We start from the raw sequence: 18,133 nt of genomic DNA, 5'->3' as shown, positions 1-18,133 counted from the left end.
CCGTGGGGGCTGGCTTGTCCTGTGATTGCAATCGATCTTGTGCCGGTGCGTTGTGGGGCAAATCGTCGTTGTTGAGGAGGTGAGTACTAGGAGCTGATCTTGGGCGAAAGCGGATGCATTCGGATGGCTGCTTTCGACCCAAAGCTGCCGGTGTATGGCGTCCAGGTGGGAGCGGGCTTGCCCCGCGATTCTGACTCTGAAAATTGACTGTCATGCTGCCATGAGCCTATCGCGGGACAAGCCCGCCCCCACCGTCTGAAGGCCGCTTCTGGCCGATTGCAGCCTATTGAGACAGGCTAAACCCAATATTATGGTTTGCGGACGATCACGCCACTACGAAGCAGACATACAACGCCTGCGACTGCGAGAGTGTTGCGAGATCAAGCGCAAGGGCCCGCTATTTGATCTGCACGATGACCGGACCTTCCGTTACGATCGGCGGTTCCGCGTGAATATCTAGCGCATTTTTCTGAATCCAGTCACGTGCGACTTTCAAGCTCGCATCGCTGCCGACTTTGTCCGTGCAGACAGTCACCGACGTACCGCCATCACCCGTATTCAGAAGCGTGTAGCTGACCAGCCCTGGCACTGTCCGCAGGGTAGCTTCGACGTCGGCGTTGCGCTCTTCCAAAAGCTCGAAAAGCTGCTTCGCTCCAGCACCTAGGTAGGTTCTGATAACCGCATACATGTTCGTCTCCTTTGGGGCGCCGCCTCGATGCTAATCTCCAGGTCCACTGATGGCCGCTTTCAGCCAAGTTTCAATTCGCCCCGGTTTATTAAGCTTAGCCACACGCCAACGACAAACGAAACGCAACGACCACCGGCTGCTTCTGGCCGGTTGCTGCCGGTGTATGGCGTCCAGGTGGGAGCGGGCTTGCCCCGCGATTCTGACTCTGAAAATTGTCTGTCATGCTGCCATGACCCTATCGCGGGACAAGCCCGCTCCCACCGTCTGAAGGCCGCTTCTGGACGGTTGCTGTCCCTCACGGTAGCTATCGGCCATTCGGAGAGGGCACTGAATCAATAGAGTGGGGGGCGAGGCGGGTACCGAGGCTTACGGCACTGGATGAGCGGGCCGCATCGGCGGCCCAGGACAACCGCTGGCGATCACTCCACCGCCGATTGCCCTGCTTGCAGCGAGCGCCGCAACAACGCTGCGGTTACCGAGCGCGCTTCAACTTCATCCAGCAACGCCTCGACCAGGGCGAGGCTCATCTCCAGTGATTGCTCGGTGGCCCAGAGCAAACCGCGCACCTCGGCATCGACCAATTCACACGCGTGGGCGTTGGTCTGGTAGGCGCTTTTGAGCAGGATGGAGGTGTGGATCAGGGCGTCTTCGGACGAGACACCGGCGCGGACGGCGAACAGCGGATCGTGGCTGCCATTGCAGGAGCCGAAGGTGGTGCTGGTTTGGGTGGTGAGGGGTGGATCGGGAACGGGTTTGGTCATGGTGGTGCTCCTTCGTAGAAAGGATCCGCCACCGCCTGCCGCCAAGCAGGGAAGGGTGACGGACTACGCAAGGTTGGCGGACCGGTACGAAGGAACCCGGCACTTCCGAAGAAGTCCATGCGCAGCCCGCCATAAAGCATCATCGCGGGCACAAAAAAAGCGCCTGCGAGGGTGATTGTGGGGCGCTTTGCGCCTTCGTTTCGGACCGCCAAGCCCGAGTCGCTGAATTTGCAGCGACTGGGGGAGGGTAACGTGGCGGGTGGAGTAGGGCAAGGTCTTTGGAGCCAGGTGGGAAATGGCCTTTAACGGGCATTGCATTGAGCGTAAGTGTGGGGGCAGGTTTGTCCTGTTATTGGGAGTTGCTCCGAGGTGGGTCAAAGAACGCCTCATTGCTCCGATTTCCTACAGAAATGGCCTGGTGTGCGACATCAAATGGCTATCATCTTGTAAACTAATCTCGCAGAGTCGAACCGTCATCCAACAAGGAGTAAACCATGGCGGCATGTCCGAAATGTAATTCAACGAGTATCGATAAACTGAACTATGGGAAGCGTACAGGCGCTGCCATCGGTGGCTTGGGTGGAGCTGCTGGCGGTGCAGCAACTGCTGTGGGAGGGGCGACTGCTGGTGGACAAGCTGGAGCCGTCGTGGGGGCACTTGCAGGTCCCGTTGGTATTGCCGCAGGCGCAGCGATTGGTGCTATAGCAGGAGCAATCGCTGGAGCACTTGCGGGCGGCACGATAGGTGCGACAGCGGGGGCTATGGCGGGCCGAGCTATCGATGAAAATGTTCTTGATAATTACAAATGCTTAACCTGCGGACACAAATTCAACGAAGAATAGAGCTTTCCAAACATAGCTTTGGCTAAAAGCCTTTTTCTTCGACTGTCCGTTTCCGGTCGATAGCGGCCACTCACTGCTATCGATCCATAGCGGCCGTTCAGGCCGTCATCGTACGCGTACAGATAGTTTCAGCGATTGAGAAACCGAGAAAATGCAAAGATTTATGTCGTCCATGACGTGTAGAGGTTAGCAATACGTGGGCGGAGTCGCATATCATTTAGCGGACACATTGATATCTATTTTTAAGTTTGGACTGAGGTGATGGTTGATGTTGCAAGAGATTCTGCCGCAGGTTAATAATGCCGTCGGCGCTATAACTATGATTATAGGGGTCGGCTTTCTAGCTTTCACGCGATTTTTTAAGGTTTACTCTTTATATGGCCGTCATTGGTCACGGAGGCATCATAAGATGCTGAAAGAACTGCGTGCAGCTGAGAGCAATGAGGGGCCATTTGCTCGTTATTTGGATGATGCGATCTATCTTGAGAGCTACCGTATCGCCAGCGGAGTCCGCGCAAATAGACGGAAGGCTGACCTTCTGGTTCGAATAGCTGCCTTAGGGTATTGGAATTTTTTCCAAATTCGGCAAATCGCCAAGTTCGTAATAACCACGCCCGAAATGCCTGTGCCGACGTTTCGAATTACCGCATGGCAAGTCGCAAGTGCTCGATTCTCGCTGGCTTTCGGCATTTTCCTTATGGCGATGGGCGGTATCCTAGCGTTTAGTGTAATGCTGAAGGGAGCAGCTTTAGGTTCTGTCTACGCGATCTTCGCTGGCTTAGGAGTTGAGATTGCATTCATAATTGCTGCGGCATTAGTGATGTCTAGCTACAACACCTATAAGATCGCCCGTAAATTCGAGGAGTATGTGAAGGGTCATTCTGAAATTCTTAGTGAAAAATGTAATGAAGCAATACAGGGAAACGCCAGTGTACAAGGCAAGGTTAAGGAGAGGATGGCGGTGGAACTAGCATTATGAATGTCGCGCTCATAAAGCACGTTAATATATTTCGAGTTGTCGCGGGTACGTGAAAATCGTCATTCTCGACCGACAGATAACGCCCCATGCCAGCCCTTCGCAAATGGAAGAAACAGCCGCTCGCCTGTTGGATCTTAATGGTCAGAAGTCTTTACTGGTAATGCTGGAAGTAATAAGATATTTATCCGCGTGGAGGCTCGACAGTTATACAGAGTGCAACGAGAATGTGCGTGGTTGTGCAGTTAGGTAGATGCCAAAATTTGCAGGGGACGAGCGGCAGCTTTTGGCCGATTACTGCCTTTGGGTGACCAGTGAGTTGAGACGTGAGATGGATATCAAGGATTTTTGTATTGCTCATAGATTCGATATGAGCAAATGTACGGTAGCATCAGGTGGTGGTAGTTTCCAAATGACAGAGCTGAAAACGTCACCTGTCGATTTTTTGAGCTTGGCAGAGGATGATTTTGAAAGAGGTGGATTGTCTGCACTTATCAATGCAGCTACTAATGCGAAACGTGCAATTGTCTGTCAGCTCGATCAGTTGCTCGTTTCGTTTGGTTATTCACCATATCGATGGAATGTACCCAAAAAAATAGAGAAACTACGAGTTCTGGGATTACTGGCCCCTAGTCTTCTACGTAAAGTTGTTGATATGCGTAATTTACTTGAGCATGAGTATGAGGCTCCTGAGCTTAAGGCAGTTGAAGAGGCTCTAGATATCGCTAGCCTGTTTGTCATGTCTGCTTCCGCTTTGTTTGTTCCATTTGATGATGTATTGGAGTTCTCGCGGCTCGACATTACTGACGGGAATAGCCACGTAACACACATGACAGTCGGTTTGAATCGGGATTCTCGTGGTGTTTTCTACATTGTTTATGCTTATGAGCCTGGGGAGCGGTGGGGGCGATGCGTTGGCCAATGTGAGATTCCTTCGGGACACTTGCTTTTCGAAGCTATGGTAAAAATTTCCGCATCTCTGATGCTGCGATACAGGGTCAATCAAGCTTTGGAGGACTTCGGTTACGCTTATACTAAGCCATAAATACCTGCAGGCAGGCAGGTCGGTGCGTGCAACTTGGCTACGCTTGGAGTTTATGGGGTTTTGATTGGCCGCTTCTGGCCCATAGCTTTCCTTCACGAAGGACAATTGTGGATCGAAATCGGTCATCCATGACCGGCAGCTATCCGATCCAAATCGGTCATTCGCTAACGACTCTAATCGACCATTACTCAGACCTTTTAGTCAGCTCTGCAGCTCTATTTCGGCTTGGCACTGATCAATGTGCCAGTTTTTCCAGGCATACCTCTCATTTTTATAGGTCGTCGGGCAAACTTGTCTAGGTCGAATCAAGTGTATGTCACTTGGTTCTTGAGCGAATACGTAGCGGTCAGCATGCTCGATGATAATTTTTCTTATTAGCCTGGCCGTTCTCGTGTCAAGTGTAGTGCCTCGCGCCCAAACCTGGTTACCAATGCAGGTGTAGAGCAGGTGCCTCGGGCTCAGGGGCAGGAGTATGTCTCCGTTCTTGACTGCCCAACCGCCACCAAAGTCATAGTTACTCGAATCATGGAAGTTAAGACGTATAAGCGGATTGTCAGATGTAGGCCAAGACATGCCAGCAGGAGCATGCAGGATAGTCCACCTGTGAATAGGTATGCGGCCTAGTGTTTTTGTTAATAAATGCCTCATCTGCCAAATCCATAGTCTCCTTCCAACAATGGTTTCTGCTTTTACTTGTCCCCCTCCACTCGGTAGGGCCTCTATAGATATCTTGAAGAGTGAGAGAGCATCGCTTTCCACCGACGAAATTGGTAATGGCTTGTTTCGCCTAACGGCCTCTTCCATTTCATTGACAGAGCGCTGGATCGTCTCATCCATCAATGTCTGTAGTGTCTCGCTCTGGCGACGTATAAATTCCCTCAGGCGAGCAGGGGTACGGAGATCTAAGGCAACCGCGAAACGTACCAGCCGCCTCCAGTGCTCAGGAAACATACGATCCTCTTGGATAACTCGACGGATAGCTTCTTCAGCAGGACTTTCAAATTCGCTGTCGAGCCAGCGTTCGAATTCATCCGTCTCTTCTTGCCCCGCAAGGTAGGTGTAAAGGTGTTGATGGTAAGCAATTCCTTTCAGGGATTGCTCTTTCCATAGGGGCACATTTTCACTTGGAACCAATAGCCGGTAAGTTGAAATTTGACCTTTGTGCGCCCATTGTTTCAAGTAAAGCTTTGGTGCGTAGTGATTGTCTTTACGCAGTTCCTGCATTATTAGTTCCCTGTTGATAAGAGTTCAGCTCAACTCAAATATACATATTGGTATGAACTAGTCGATACCTGCTATTCGCTTATGTATACCTGGCATGCTGTCAAAAAATATGATTCGAGATTAGATACAGCTTACGGTTAGGAGTTGATGTTTTAGAGGAGGCGTGTAAGTGGATAACCCCATTACCCAGTTTATGGACACAGCATGACGCTGATAAGCATCCGCGCCCTTAGATCATCATCCCTATCGTCTTTCCCTCTATACTAATCCTATCCTCCATCGAAAAAACCGATACCCCTTCATGCGCTACTCCCCAGAAGCCCTCCAAGCCTTCGTAGAAGCCGCCGCCCTAGGCTCCTTCTCCGCCGCTGCCCGCAAACTGCGCAAAAGCCAATCCACCATCAGCGCCGCAATCGCCAACCTCGAAGCCGACCTCGGCGTTACCTTGTTCGACCGCCAAGCCCGTCACCCCATACTCACGGAAGCCGGCCGCAAGGTGCTCGGCCATGTACAGGAGATCCTCGCCGCCAGCGAACGCCTGGACCAGCTGAGCATCCGCCTAGCGGACAAGGTTGAGCCCCGGCTGACCATCGTGTTTTCCGACATGCACCAGCTCAACCCGGACAACCGGGTGATGCAGTTGTTCGAGCAGCGCTACCAGGACATCGAGCTGGAATGCATGATCGCCGAGGCCGGCGATGTGCTGAACCTGCTGCAGAGCGGCCGCGCGCACCTGGGCATGCTCGCCGCGCAACCCGGTTACCCGCCGGATGTGGCCGCTACGCGGCTGGCGGCGCAGGCGCAGATGGGGATTTTTGTGGCGAGCAGTCACCCGCTGGCGCAGCTTGCGCAGCCGACTCAGGCGCACTTGGCCGGGCATCGGCAGTTGTACTTGAATACCTACACCGACAGTGTGAACAAACCCCAGGGGCGGGTGTGGTCGGCGCCGGATTATCTAATGCTGCTGGAGATGACCGAGGAGGGTTTTGGCTGGGCCGAGTTGCCCCACGGTCTGGTCAGGCAGTACGGCCATGGCCAGCTCACCGAGCTGAAACTGCGCGGCTGGCCGCGGCCGATTGCGGTGGATGTGGCCTGGTCGAAACTGACCCCGCCAGGGCCGGCGGGGTTGTGGTTGCTCGATCGGTTGCTGGAAAGCAGCTAGGCGCTGCAAGGTCAGTCTTCGAAAAACAGTTTGCGCGCCAGTTGCGGGCTGATGCGATCACGGTAGATGGGGGTTACCGGTTTTCCTCGGCTTGCCTGATCCTTCTGCCCGCTCAAACCCATGAAGCGTTGCTCGGGTTTTTTGAGGTGGGCGGCCTGGTAGTTGAGCTCGGCGCTGCTGGCGGAGCTGTAGTGGAAGTGTGCATAGGCCAGTGGTTTGCCTCGGCGATTCTGTACCGCGAACTCCAGCAGATAGTCCATGCCTTTGCCGCCCGAAACATCGGTGCGCTCACCCAGGCGGGTGATGACAATCTCGTGTTGATCATGCAGAAAGTCTATCCCGGTGGCAGTAGGCGGTAAGGTTTTCAGGCGTGCGATGCGCAGACGTCGCCCCGCACGCTGCAAGCGTTGCGCACTTGAACGCAGCTGGCTGATGGTGTGCGAGGTGCTTTGATCAGGTGAGTTGGCAATCTGCTTTTCCAGGGTAGTGGCGCAGGCTCGGCGGGCTTGGGCTTTGGTTTCCAGCTGCTCTTCGACTTCAATCGGCAGCCCCTGAAGGCGCTCGCCTGCCGCGATTTCGTCCGCTTCCTGCGCCAGCAACAGGCGGGCTTGGCGCAACTGGGTCTGTAGTCGTTTAAGCGCCGCATTGGAAACTGGCGCGCCGCCGCGCAGGTGCAAGCGCAGGTCGAGTTGCCAGGTGCCCGCGCTGCCACGAGCGATGCGTGGGCCAGGTGCCGAGGTGCGTGGGTCAACAATCATCCAGACCTCATCCGCGACTTGTTCGACGCGAAACCACCCTTGGGGCAAGCGCACGCAGCGTTGCCCCTGATGAACGAACAACCCGTGTTCATCCTGATCGCTCAACGTGCCATCAAACGGGTCGATGGGGGCAATGGCCAGCGCACGTAATTGTTCGAGATTCTGCCTGGAAAGAGCAGGGGAGCTCCATCCGCTGAAATCCAGCAAGGTATCGCTTGGCAGCTGGGGTAACAGCAGGAGCGAGCGGCGCTTGCGAATGGCGTTGCCAAGTTCTCTTGCCGGCTGGACTTTGCTCGGCCCCATACGGCCTGTACGCACGCTCTCATGAATGAGCAAAAGCGCCGCCTGTATCAGCACCTGCACCAGTGCGCTCTTTTCTGCTTGAGGATCAGGGTTCAGTGCCGCCGTATGCAGTGCATAGACACTGGCATAAAACTGGGCAATCCAGGCAATGTCAGCGAGCGGGCCCTCAAGGACCGGCAGCAGTACCGACAGCACCAGTGCGATGGACTTTTCTGCGCTGAGCCAGTGTTGCTCGGCGTCAGACGTCGTTGCCCGGCGCGCTTGTTCGATGAGGGAGCGGGCATTGGCCTGATAGACCAGATCAAGTGCATTGTTGGCGATGGGGGCCAGGGCCAACAGGATCGACTCATGCCTCAAGCCAAGCTCGCCGCCAAGGTAGTTGCTGTCCAGCGCAGGGCTCCAGTTGTCACCCCGGCGCAGCGCGGTACGGATCTGCCCTTCAGGCAGGGCGCCGAGCACAGCATCGTGCAATGGCCCAGGGTGTTTCAGGCGGGATAGCAGCGCCGCGCGCGAACTGAACTCCAGCAGTTGCGGGGTGCATTGGGGTGCGTACAACACCAATAGGCTGGGTGCCGAGCCTTCCGGTTCAATAATGAACAGGCCTTGTGCAGGCACGGCCGGGCTTGCGTTGTGGCTCAGTTGCAAGGCCAGGTGACTGAACTGGATGCTGTCGCTGAGTGGGTCGTTGCCTGGGGCGAAGGCGGCGAGCACGTAGCGGCGTGCAGGTTCGCTGAGTGCGCCTTTGCCTTCCGGCCTGGGGGTGATCAGGAGAATCGGCAGCAGGATGCGCAAGCGCTCGACAAACAGTGTTTGTTGGGTGCTTGCCTGAGGCACGTCGTCCAGCAATGTGTGTTGCAGGAGTGCCGGATAGCGCTTGCCCACATCAACACGGCGGATCAACTGGCGAAAGTAGGCAGCGCTGGCCCAGGTCGGTACCGCTTTGCCCGAGTGCAAGCTGATCTGCGAGCGCTCCAGCGGCAGCGCCTGGGTGTTGAGGGCCGCTACCTGGATGAGCGAGCGCGGTTTTTGCGGATGAGATGAAGTCCCCCTGGTAAGGTAAAAAGGGTCAAAGAACGGCGGCGTGTAGTCGACGACCTGCACGATGAAATCGGTGGCGGACGGCAATGCCTGCCCGGGGTGATCGTGCTTCATCTGCGCATCGATAACCTCAGCGGTGTAACGCGCCAGGCTGGGCAGGGCGATGGCCTGGCTGGACTGCTCAAGCTTTGCCAGCGCGGCGAGTTGCCGGGCAATCATCTGCCGGTCCGCAGCGCTGGCTTGGTGCATCCAGGCCGGTAGTGGAGAGCTCGATTGAGCCGAGGCCGATGTGGACGGTGGACGAAGTCGGCAGAACAGCTCGTCGAGGTTGATCAGTTCGTCGATGTGCTGAGCCAGTGCGATCGACGTTTTGAAGTCGCCAGGCACAATGGCCGATAATCCCTGCAGTTGTTGCTCCAGCAACCCCGTTGCGAACGCCTCGAAAACATTCTGCCCAGGACGAAATCCGGGGCCGGGGTCACTGAACTGATCACTCAAATGAGCTTCAAGCGCATCGGCACTGGCATATACAACTAGCCCGCTGTTGAGGGTATACAGCACCGCGTTGGCTGAGCGGTCGGTGTGCCGTATGGCGATGCCTTGCTGCGCGCCGTCGCCCAGGCTTGGCGTGAAGAACACAATGCTGGCCTGCAGTTGCAACCATTGCTGTTGGCCGCCAGGCAATTTGCTTGCCTCTGCCTGCATGTCACCCGCCACAAACAGTGAAATCCGCTGCAGCAAATTCAGCGCTTGCTCATCCTGAGCATTCCAGAAGTCGAGCAGTTGTGACTCAAAGATACTGAGCAATCGCGGGCCACCGACCTCAAGGATTTCGCTGAGGTCCGCTTGGCTGATCAAGGTCGCCCCTGGCTCTGTGCCACTGGCGATCTGGGTCACCACGCCATCCACTGGAAGCTCAATAGCCTTATTGAGCAGGTAGCGCTGGATGATCAGATCCGCAAGCGGGGTAGAAAGCCCGGAGGGCTGTGCGAGATAGAACGGCGCCTGGTCCACCGATGTCCTCGTGGCGTCGGGGAGGAGCGCATGGACCAGGTTGTTGGCCACGTCCGCCAGCGTCGGACGCTGTTGTAGCCGTTGGCTGATGTGCAACAGGTCCCAGCTTGCGGGGTGGCTGGTAGACGCTGTCGGGGGAGGTGCTGATTGGCTCATGGTGAAACTCCTCGCTCTGGAGTTTCGCAGCCTAATCAGGGGTAGGAGCAGGGCTGGGGTAACTATCTATCGCGCTCAGCTTTTCGCACCCGCCTGTTCCAGCAGGCTCTGCATTTCCTTGTAACCCCGCTGCCGCGCATGCTGCAGCGGCGTCACGCCTTCACCATCGGCGAGGTTCACATCCGCCCCGGCCTTGATCAGCTCGCGCACGATCTCGACATGCCGCTGGCCGCCGTCGCCGAGGATGATCGCCTCAAGCAGGGCGGTCCAGTGCAGTTTGTTGACGTGATCAACCGCCACACCTGCGGCGATCAGCAGGCGCACGGTGTCGACGTGGCCGCGTTCGGCTGCCGGTATCAGCGCGGTGCCGCCGTAGCGGTTGGTGCTGGTGAGGTCGGCGCCGTGGGCCAGGGTCAGTGTGAGGATGTCGTTGTGGCCACGGGCACCGGCGTACAGGTAGGGGCTGTCTTCGATGGAGTCCTTGGCGTTGACGTCGGCACCGGCGTCGATCAGTACCTTGGCGGCTTCGACCTGGTTGTTGTGGGTGGCCAGCAGCAGCGGGGTACGGCCCATTTTGTCGCGGGCTTCACGGTTCGCGCCCTGGTCAAGCAGGCTGCGTACCTGTGCGGCCTGGCCTTGTTCGGCAGCGCTGCGCAGTTGGCTTTCGAGGGTGCCGCCGTCGGCGCTGGCGGTCAGCGAGGTGAGCATGGCAAATACCACGGCAAGGTGAGTGGACAGGCGTTCAAGGAGCATGGCAGTACCTCCTGGTGGGCGATTGCTCGCAAGGTCGGGCCATGTTAAAAGTCGGGCTCCTTATTTAGAAGTTAAATAAAAGCATGTCTGTCAGTGAAAAATCGAATAGGCCGCTGTTCGACCTCGACCTGTTGCGGGCGGTGGTGATGGTCAGCGACTGCGGCAGCTTTACCACGGCGGCGGCGCGCCTGCACTCGACCCAGTCGACGGTCAGCCAGAAGGTCCGGCGGCTGGAGGAGATGGTCGGGCACAAGCTGCTCGAACGTGGCAACCGCGACGTGTTGCCCACTGACGCCGGGCAGACGCTGCTCGGCTACGCCCGGCAGATGCTGGCCTACAACGATGAAATGCTCGAGGCGATGTCGGGCGCGACGGTGGCGGTGACGGTGCGCCTGGGCGTGCCGGAAGACTTTGCCGCCGGGCGTACCACCCATCTGCTCTCGACCTTCAATCGCAAGCACCCGCAGGTCAAGCTGGAGGTCACCAGTGGCCTGTGCCGCGACCTCAGCGCCAGTTACGACAACGGCGAGCTCGACCTGATCCTGCTCAAGCAGCGACGCAACAGCCGTGAGGCGGTGGCCTGCTGGCCGGAGAAGCTGCAATGGATCGACAGCGCGAAAAACCCCGCCTTCGACCAGGACCCGGTGCCGCTGGTGACCTTCCCGCCACGCGGCCTGTACCGCGACGACATGATCGGCGCCATCGAGCGCATGGGCCGCCGCTGGCGCATCAGTTTCACCAGCTCCAGCCTCAGCGGCCTGCAGGCGGCGGTGGCCAACGGCATGGGCATCAGCCTGCTGCCGCTGCGGGCGGTCACCGCCGAGCATTTGCAGCTGACCTCGGCCCACGGCCTGCCGTCGATCGATGCCATGGAGGTGGCGATCATTCATCGGCCGACCGCCGACGCCATGGTCAAGGAACTGGCCGCGGAGCTGGCGCGTACCCTGGCGAGCGAGTAAGGCCTGCATCGATCTGCGCCATGCTCAGGTGCGCGGTCTCGCGCAGCAGGTAAGAACACAACGCCAGCAGGGCCAGTGCGGCGGCGCCGTAGATCGCCACGCCGAGCGGGTTGTGGTCGGTGGCGATAAGGATCGCCGTGGCCACGCTGGAGGCCGTGCCACCGCCCAGTGCCGCGCCAATCTGGTAGCTGGCGGAGATCCCCGAGTAGCGCATCTCCCGTGGAAACTGCTCGCCGAGAAACGCCGGGATCGGCCCCTGGGTCGCGCCCATCAAGGCGCCGACGGCGGCATAGGCCAGCAGTGAAGTCAGCAGGTCGTGGCGGTTCACCAGCGGGAAGAAGGCGAACAGCCCCAAGGCCATGATCAGCGCGCCGAAGATCATCACGCTGCGCCGGCCATAGCGGTCGGAGAGCAAGCCGAACAGCGGCGCTGATATGACGATGGCAATCGACAGGGTCAGGTCGAACATCAGCGCATCGGTGCTGCCATAACCCACCTGGGTCGCATAGGCGAGAAAGAACGTGCTGCCGATATAGGCAATGGTGCAGTAGCCAAAGGCGATGCCGGTGCACAGCAGCAGCTCGCGCGGGCGCTGGCGCAGGGCTTCGGCCAGCGGCATCGGCCGCGGTTTTTTCGCCTGTGGCGGCTCGACCGCGACAATGCGCAGGCGCGCATACAGGCCGACGAACACCAGCGCGCCGCCGAGCCAGAAGGGGATGCGCCAGGCAAAGTCGGCGAGGTTGTCGCTCAGGGCGCTGACGATGGCAAACACCGCCGCACCAAGAATCCCGCCAACGCCGATGCCCATGCTGGTAAAGCTGCCCCACAGCCCGCGCCTTCCGGGTGGCGCTGCTTCGATGCCGAACAGCGCCGCGCCGCCCCATTCACCGCCAGCGGCAAAGCCCTGCACCAGGCGCAGCAGTACCAGCAGCAACGGCGCGTACACGCCGAGGGTGGCGTGGCCCGGCAGGCAGCCGATCAGCAGGGTGCTCAGGCCCATCAGCAGCAAGGTGGTGACCAGCACTTTCTGGCGCCCGACCTTGTCACCGAAATGGCCGAAGACAATGCCGCCGATGGGCCGGGCGAAGAAGCCCGAACCGAAGGCGGCGAAGGCCACCAGGGTGGCGGTCAGGCGGTCCATGTCCGGGAAGAACACCTGCGGGAACACCAGCGCTGCGGCGGTGCCGTAGATGACGAAATCATAGAACTCCAGGGCGGTGCCCAGCCCGGATACGCAGAAGGTCTTGGCGGCCGACCTTGGCAGCGCGCCGTTTGCAGTTTCCCCGATCATTGTTGTTCTCGTGCAGTGGCTGGCGCACGCGTGCACACAAGGGCGGCGCCAGCGGGGGTGGATGGAAGGACTAGAAGCGTTCGAAGCCCTGGCTCGCCAGCACGCTCGGGTTGCCGGCGGTGTATTCGAGCTGGCAGTTTTGCGTGTCGATGGCGATGCTCAGCAGGGTTTCCCAGCGTTGGGTGTCGGGCTGGCTCAGGTCGGGGTGGAAGCAGATCGGCGCCTGGCCGCCCGCGCCGCCGCACATTGCCTGAGCCCGAACGCGCAGGTCGGCGCTGTTCATCGCGCCAACCACCTCGTCCAGGTGCTGCAGGCGGCCTTCGGTATCGGCGCGGTCGGCGCTGCGTTCACCCAGGGCCAGCTGCGGGTCGAGGAAGTGGTTGGTGTGCAGCAGCCAGCCATCTTCGCGAGGCAGTACCAGGCCGGTGTGGGCCGGGCTCATCTCGATGCTCACCGCCCGTGGGCTGCTGTCCTCGCGGGAGAACACCGTCAGCACGGTCGAGGCGCTGACCGGCGCCGAGCGCGCCAGCTCGATGGCTTCCTGCACGCTGCTGGCGTCGTCCAGCACCCGGCGGGCGATGGCATGCACCGGTACGCCGCCGCTGTCGTTGTCGCTGTGGTGATGGAGGATGTTGAAGTGCAGGCCGACGCCGGCGCTGTTGACGCCGATCTTGCCGAGCATGCCGAACTCGCTGAACTGCTTGACGGTCATGTCGTGCTCGGTGGTCAGTTGCAGCAGCAGGCCGTGGGGCGCCAGGCTGTCGTGCCAGTCCCAGGTTTGCAGGCTGCGCGGCAGTTGCGCGCCGGCCGGGGCGAACACCGTGGTCGAGCATTCACCGTGGGTGGCGGGCATGGCCGCGAGAATCTCGGTGCGCGCGTTCAGGCTTGCCAGTTGCCACAGCGGCAGGCCGGTGCCCTGGGCGATGCCGATGACTTCGGCGGCCAGCGCCGGGCTCCAGCTTTCCAGGGCCGCCAGGCTGCGCTCGCCAATGGCCTGGACCTGCGCACTGTCGATGCCGACCCGGGGGAAGAAGCCCAGGTACAGCGCGGTGGTGTGGCGGATCTGCTCGGCAAAGCGCTCACCGATTTCGCGCCCGCGGGCCAGCGGCTGGCGTTGTTCAGTGACGTGGGTGTGGATTTTCACAACAGCGACTCCAGAGGGGGAAGGCTTCAGCGCGCGGCGGCGCGCTGGTAAACGGATTTGCCGGCGAACCAGGTCTGCAGCACCTGGGTGTCGCGCAGGTGCTCGGTATCGGCATGGAAGATGTCGCGGTCGACCAGCACCAGGTCGGCCTGCTTGCCCGGTTCCAGCGAGCCGATCTGCTGCTCCAGGCGCAGGGCGCGGGCGGCGTTGACGGTGTAGGCGCGCAGCATGCTGTCGAGGTCGATGGCCTCTTCGGCGTTGAGCACGCCTTTCGGGCCCTTGCGGCTGACCGCCTGGTAAATGGCTTGCCACGGGTTGGGGGTGGTGATCGGCCAGTCGCTGGCACCGGCGATGGTCGCGCCGTTTTTCAGCAGCGAGCGCGCCGGGTATTGGTAGTGGTAGGCCATGGCGCTGACGTAGGGCTGGAGCAGGTCGGTGGCCAGCTCATCGGCGCTGGCCCAGTACAGCTGCATCGAGGCAATCACATCCAGCGGCTTGAAGCGGGCGAACTCTTTCGGGTTGACCATCTGCAGGTGGGTGATCGAGTGCGCCACGCCGCTCTGGCGATGCTGGCGCGCCTGCTCGAAGGCATTGAGCGATTCACGCACGGCACGGTCGCCGATGGCATGCACGTGCACCAGCCAGCCACGGGCATCGGCGGCGTCGACCAGTTCACCGAAATGCGCCGGGTCGATCAGCAAATCGCCGGTCTTTTTCGAGTTCTTGTAGGGCTCAAGCAGGGCGGCGGTCTGCGCCGGAAACTCGGCCACGCCGTCGGCGAACACCTTGATCCCGGGAATGCTCAGGTTGGGCACGCCCTGGAACTGCGCGCGCACCTTGGCCAGCTCATCGAGGTCGGCGGGTTTGGCTTTCGAGTCGGCCACCAGCAGGGCGGCGACGTGCTGGTTGAGCTCGCCGTTGTGGGCCAGTTGCTTGTAGATCGGCAGCACGCCGAGCGAGGTATTGGTTAGCGTCACGCCCGGCGCATCGTTGGCGGTCGGGTCCATCCAGGCGGTAATGCCCAGGCTGTGGTAGTAGGCGATGGCTTCGCGGCCGGCGTCCAGCAGTTGCTCGGTGGGCACCGGCGGCAGGTGGTCGATCACCTGGTAGAGCACGCCTTCGGCGAGAAAACCTGCGTCTTTGCCACCGGTGGTGATCCCGGCGCGGGCGAGCATGGCGTCGTTGGCCCAGCCGGTGTGGTAGTCCCAGCCGATCAGCAGGATTGGTTGCCGGGCCCATTCACCCTTGTTGAAGCGCTGCTGGAACTGCTCGAGCTGGCCCCAGTAGGCCGAAGGCAGGCCGCCGAGGGTGAGGATGTCGCCACGTCGCGCAGTGCCGTCGCTGGCGGCGCTGCGCAGGCGCTGCTCAAGCTGGTCGAAGCTCAGTAGCTGGCCGTCGAGGTTGGCCTGGCGGCGCTGCAGGCCACCGCGCAGGGCATGGGCGTGAGAGTCGATAAAGCCGGGCAGCAGCACCTGCTGCTGCAGGTCGATCAGCTGGGTGCTGGCCTGTTTCAGGCGCAGCACCTGGGCGTCGGAGCCGACGGCGAGGATCTTGCCGTTCTCGATGGCCACGGCCTGTTGCAGCGGCTGGCCGGCAACGGCGGTGTAGACCTTGCCGCCATGCAGGATCAGTTCCGGGGCGGCGATAGTTTCTGCTGAGGAAATAACCAGGGCGCTGCAGAGCAGGGTGGGGAGCAACCGTTTCATGGGTCTGCCTTAAATTATTATTGGCGTTGCGCTAGATTATCCAGGCCCTGGCGGATTGATCATGCTCGGTTCTTACATAACTTTTGTGCCTGTCGGGAATAAATGAATGGATAAAATGACCGCGCTGACCATGTTCGTCGCGGCGGCGGACCAGGGCGGTTTCAGCCGCGCCGCCGAGCACCTGGGCAAAACCCCGTCGGCCATCACCAAGGCCATTGCCCAGCTGGAAAGCGAGCTGGGTACCCTATTGTTCGAGCGTACTACTCGACGCATGGCCCTGACCGAAGCCGGGCAGATCTACCTGGAGGGCGCGCGTCAGGCGCTGATGCAGTTGCAGCTGGCCGGCGAAGAGGTCGACCAGTTGCAGCACGCACTGCGCGGCAGCCTGCGCATCACCGCACCGCCTGCCTTCGGCCCGGCGTTCCTCAGCCAGGTGTGCTCACGCTTCATGGCCGAGTACCCGCAGGTGCGCCTGGAGGTGGACCTCAACGACAACAACGATGACCTGGTGGACGGCGGCTATGACCTAGCCCTGCGCGACGGCCCCACCGACCTGCCGGAGCTGATCGCCCAGCCATTGCTGGAAAACCGCGTGATGCTCTGCGCCAGCCCCGCGTACCTGGCGCGCAAGGGCATGGACGTGACCCTGGACAACTACGCCCAGCATGACTGGCTGATCCTCCGTCACCCGCAGCTCAGCCGCAGCTTCTGGTGGGTGGAGAGCGAAGGGCAGAGCATTCGCCTGCGCCAGCCGGTGCCGCGCCTGGCCAGCGACAACTACGACCTGCTGCTGACCTGCCTGCTCGAAGGCCAGGGCGTGCAATTCGTGCCGCATTGGAGCGCTGCGCCGTACCTTGAGCGCGGCGAACTGGTGGAGTTGATGGCCGGGCTGTGGCGAGCCCAGAGTGCGTTCGGGCCCTGGGTGCATGTGCTGTACCTGCCGCACCGGCGCAATACCCGCAAGGTGCGGGTATTTATCGACGCGCTTAAAGCGTATCTGCAGGCTGCTCGCTCTGCAGCCATCTAGCAGGCTGGTACAGGTGCACGCGATTACGGCCCTGGTGCTTGGCGGCATACAGGGCGTTGTCGGCCTTGGACAGCAAGCGCGAAAGGTCGTGTTCGCCAGGGCCGCTAGCGCCGACGATGCCGATACTGACGCTGAGGAATCCCGGTTCCAGCATCGGTAGCGCGTAGAAGCTTTCACAGATGCGTTGCGCCACCTGCTGCGCCGTCTGCGCGTCGGTATTGGCCAGCAGACAGGCGAACTCTTCGCCGCCGATACGGGCGAAGACATCCTCCTGACGGACGCTGTTGCGGGTGACCTGGGCGAAGGCGATCAGCGCCTGGTCGCCGGTCTGGTGGCCGTGGGTATCGTTGAGGCGCTTGAAGTGATCGAGGTCGCACAGCAGCAAAGCCACCGGCTCGCCACGGCGGGCGCAGTCGGCCAACAGCTTTTCGCCACGGGACATGAAGGCGCGGCGGTTGCCGACGCCGGTCAACGGGTCGGCATAGGCGGCGGCCTTGAATTTCAGCTCGGTGCGCTCGCGGACCATGGCCAGGGTCACGTAGGCGATGCCGATGGCGTAGAGCATCGACTCAAACAGCATGAACGAGAAGAAACCGGTGCCGCGGCCGTTGCTAGTGATCGCCTGGTCCAGCGACACGCCGTGGTCGGCAACGGTACGCACGCAGTAGAAACCGGTGTGCACCAGCATCAGCAGCAGCGCTGGCAGGTAGGAGACTTCAAGCTGCTGGCGGCTGCGCCACAGTTCAAAGATCGACAGGCCGCCATACGTCGCCGCCAGCATCGAATACACCGTCACCCGCAGGCCCAGGTCGTCGTAGAAACCCGGCATCAGCCCCCACAGCGACCAGAACAGTGCGCCGGCCAGGATCCCCGGCAGGTGCGGCGGGCGGCCGGTAAACACACGCATGGCGGTCCAGTTCAGCGCCGCGCCGAGCAGCAGGACAATGTTGCCCAGCACCAGGGCGATAAAGTCGGGGGTCAGGCCGCGCAGGCTGATCAGGGTCACGCCGCAGGCGGCGAGCAGGAGCATGCTGCCCAGGTAGCCGAGGGTCCGCTCGCGTACGCCGCGGCTCCAGGCATGCAGGGTCAGCAGGCCCATCAGGGCAAAGATGAAAATGGCCACCAGCAACAGGGTCGGGATGCTCAGCAGCAAGGGTATCGCTCTCCGCTCATGGCCGGGTGGCCAACCGGCCAGCGCCGGTTTTCAGCGGCATGCTAGCCGAGCAGGTGCCACTTTGCCAGCCGCTCGCTGCCTTCAGGACAGGCTTCGGTTATGCTGCTGGCCG

At 60.3% G+C, this 18,133-nt stretch carries 15 protein-coding genes; 6 read left to right on the top strand and 9 right to left on the bottom strand.

What is annotated here, in order from left to right; all coding sequences use genetic code 11:
* Positions 1-397: 397 nt before the first annotated feature.
* Both ABM562_RS19360 and ABM562_RS19355 read right to left on the bottom strand, forming a co-directional pair.
* A complete protein-coding gene (locus ABM562_RS19360) occupies positions 398-688 on the bottom strand; it encodes a hypothetical protein (protein WP_460422986.1) in 291 nt (96 codons plus the stop codon).
* Positions 689-1,107: 419 nt separating this feature from the next.
* A complete protein-coding gene (locus tag ABM562_RS19355; RefSeq protein ID WP_258578028.1) occupies positions 1,108-1,449 on the bottom strand; it encodes a DUF3077 domain-containing protein in 342 nt (113 codons plus the stop codon).
* 543 nt (positions 1,450-1,992) lie between these two features.
* On the opposite strand from ABM562_RS19355, the gene ABM562_RS19350 reads away from it, so the two are divergent.
* The 3 genes from ABM562_RS19350 (at position 1,993) to ABM562_RS19340 (ending at position 4,312) form a co-directional block, all read left to right on the top strand.
* Positions 1,993-2,154 (top strand): hypothetical protein, encoded by a 162-nt coding sequence (locus ABM562_RS19350; RefSeq protein WP_460422984.1) that lies wholly within the window; start codon positions 1,993-1,995, stop codon positions 2,152-2,154.
* A gap of 405 nt (positions 2,155-2,559) precedes the next feature.
* Complete coding sequence (locus tag ABM562_RS19345; protein ID WP_460422982.1) at positions 2,560-3,270, top strand: hypothetical protein; 711 nt, start codon at positions 2,560-2,562, stop codon at positions 3,268-3,270.
* Positions 3,271-3,598: 328 nt separating this feature from the next.
* Positions 3,599-4,312, top strand: coding sequence for a hypothetical protein (locus ABM562_RS19340; protein ID WP_460422980.1), 714 nt, complete (start codon positions 3,599-3,601; stop codon positions 4,310-4,312).
* 201 nt (positions 4,313-4,513) lie between these two features.
* Here ABM562_RS19340 and ABM562_RS19335 read toward each other — a convergent pair whose 3' ends face one another.
* Positions 4,514-5,536 (bottom strand): DUF4238 domain-containing protein, encoded by a 1,023-nt coding sequence (locus ABM562_RS19335; RefSeq protein ID WP_460422978.1) that lies wholly within the window; start codon positions 5,534-5,536, stop codon positions 4,514-4,516.
* A 301-nt stretch (positions 5,537-5,837) separates the two neighbouring features.
* Between ABM562_RS19335 and ABM562_RS19330 the strand changes: the two genes are divergently transcribed.
* On the top strand, positions 5,838-6,698 hold the full coding sequence (locus ABM562_RS19330; RefSeq protein WP_460422976.1) for a LysR family transcriptional regulator: 861 nt from the start codon (positions 5,838-5,840) through the stop codon (positions 6,696-6,698).
* Between the two features lie 11 nt (positions 6,699-6,709).
* Here ABM562_RS19330 and ABM562_RS19325 read toward each other — a convergent pair whose 3' ends face one another.
* Entirely contained in the window at positions 6,710-9,967 is a 3,258-nt protein-coding gene (locus ABM562_RS19325; protein ID WP_460422974.1) for a dermonecrotic toxin domain-containing protein, read from the bottom strand.
* Between the two features lie 75 nt (positions 9,968-10,042).
* Positions 10,043-10,720: an ankyrin repeat domain-containing protein gene (locus ABM562_RS19320; protein ID WP_346616828.1), complete on the bottom strand. Its 678-nt coding sequence runs from the start codon at positions 10,718-10,720 to the stop codon at positions 10,043-10,045.
* Positions 10,721-10,803: 83 nt separating this feature from the next.
* On the opposite strand from ABM562_RS19320, the gene ABM562_RS19315 reads away from it, so the two are divergent.
* A complete protein-coding gene (locus ABM562_RS19315) occupies positions 10,804-11,679 on the top strand; it encodes a LysR substrate-binding domain-containing protein (protein ID WP_115087582.1) in 876 nt (291 codons plus the stop codon).
* Here ABM562_RS19315 and ABM562_RS19310 read toward each other — a convergent pair.
* From ABM562_RS19310 to ABM562_RS19300, 3 genes are all read right to left on the bottom strand, one after another.
* The gene (locus ABM562_RS19310; RefSeq protein WP_134062884.1) at positions 11,633-12,970 is read right to left on the bottom strand and encodes an MFS transporter; all 1,338 of its coding nucleotides are present in this window, start codon (positions 12,968-12,970) and stop codon (positions 11,633-11,635) included. The genes ABM562_RS19315 and ABM562_RS19310 overlap by 47 nt on opposite strands.
* A gap of 70 nt (positions 12,971-13,040) precedes the next feature.
* Positions 13,041-14,114: a C45 family autoproteolytic acyltransferase/hydolase gene (locus tag ABM562_RS19305; protein ID WP_460422972.1), complete on the bottom strand. Its 1,074-nt coding sequence runs from the start codon at positions 14,112-14,114 to the stop codon at positions 13,041-13,043.
* Positions 14,115-14,140: 26 nt separating this feature from the next.
* Complete coding sequence (locus ABM562_RS19300) at positions 14,141-15,820, bottom strand: amidohydrolase (protein WP_134062880.1); 1,680 nt, start codon at positions 15,818-15,820, stop codon at positions 14,141-14,143.
* Between the two features lie 106 nt (positions 15,821-15,926).
* Here ABM562_RS19300 and ABM562_RS19295 point away from each other — a divergent pair, with 106 nt between their 5' ends.
* Positions 15,927-16,847, top strand: coding sequence for a LysR family transcriptional regulator (locus ABM562_RS19295; protein ID WP_460422970.1), 921 nt, complete (start codon positions 15,927-15,929; stop codon positions 16,845-16,847).
* Here ABM562_RS19295 and ABM562_RS19290 read toward each other — a convergent pair.
* Complete coding sequence (locus tag ABM562_RS19290; protein WP_460422968.1) at positions 16,807-18,000, bottom strand: GGDEF domain-containing protein; 1,194 nt, start codon at positions 17,998-18,000, stop codon at positions 16,807-16,809. The two genes, ABM562_RS19295 and ABM562_RS19290, sit on opposite strands and share 41 nt — an antisense overlap.
* Positions 18,001-18,133 lie beyond the last annotated feature (133 nt).

The organism is Pseudomonas sp. ZL2 (genome assembly GCF_054788455.1).
This window is presented reverse-complemented; position numbering and strand designations above follow the sequence as displayed.